This window comes from Pseudomonas sp. 2822-17, from assembly GCF_002742485.1.
Lineage (GTDB): Bacteria > Pseudomonadota > Gammaproteobacteria > Pseudomonadales > Pseudomonadaceae > Aquipseudomonas > Aquipseudomonas cyclaminis.
Window position 1 is genome coordinate 1 of the sequence record NZ_LJRZ01000753.1, and the last position, 269, is coordinate 269.

Consider the following 269-nt stretch of genomic DNA (forward strand, 5'->3'; position numbering starts at 1 on the left):
CATTTAGCATGTCGTTAAATGTTGCACCAATCTCCTCGAATGGTTCGCCAGCTCGCAGACGATCATTCATCCCACGAACACGATTTACTCTTTCGCGATCTGTTACAACATGGACATCTAGATCATCTCTTACATTTGAAACAGAATTTCTAACGTCTTTTTCTATCGTTTTTGTATCACCGTCTTCGTCTAAAGCGATGATAACACTATTTCCATTGACAACAACGTGAGAGTCACCAATTTCATCTTGACCTAGACGAGTATTTATT

Annotated in this window: 1 protein-coding gene; it reads right to left on the minus strand. The window is 39.4% G+C overall.

What is annotated here, in order from left to right; genetic code table 11:
• On the minus strand, positions 1-269 hold a 269-nt coding region (locus AOA60_RS26425), incomplete at both ends, for a YhcN/YlaJ family sporulation lipoprotein (RefSeq protein WP_158235069.1).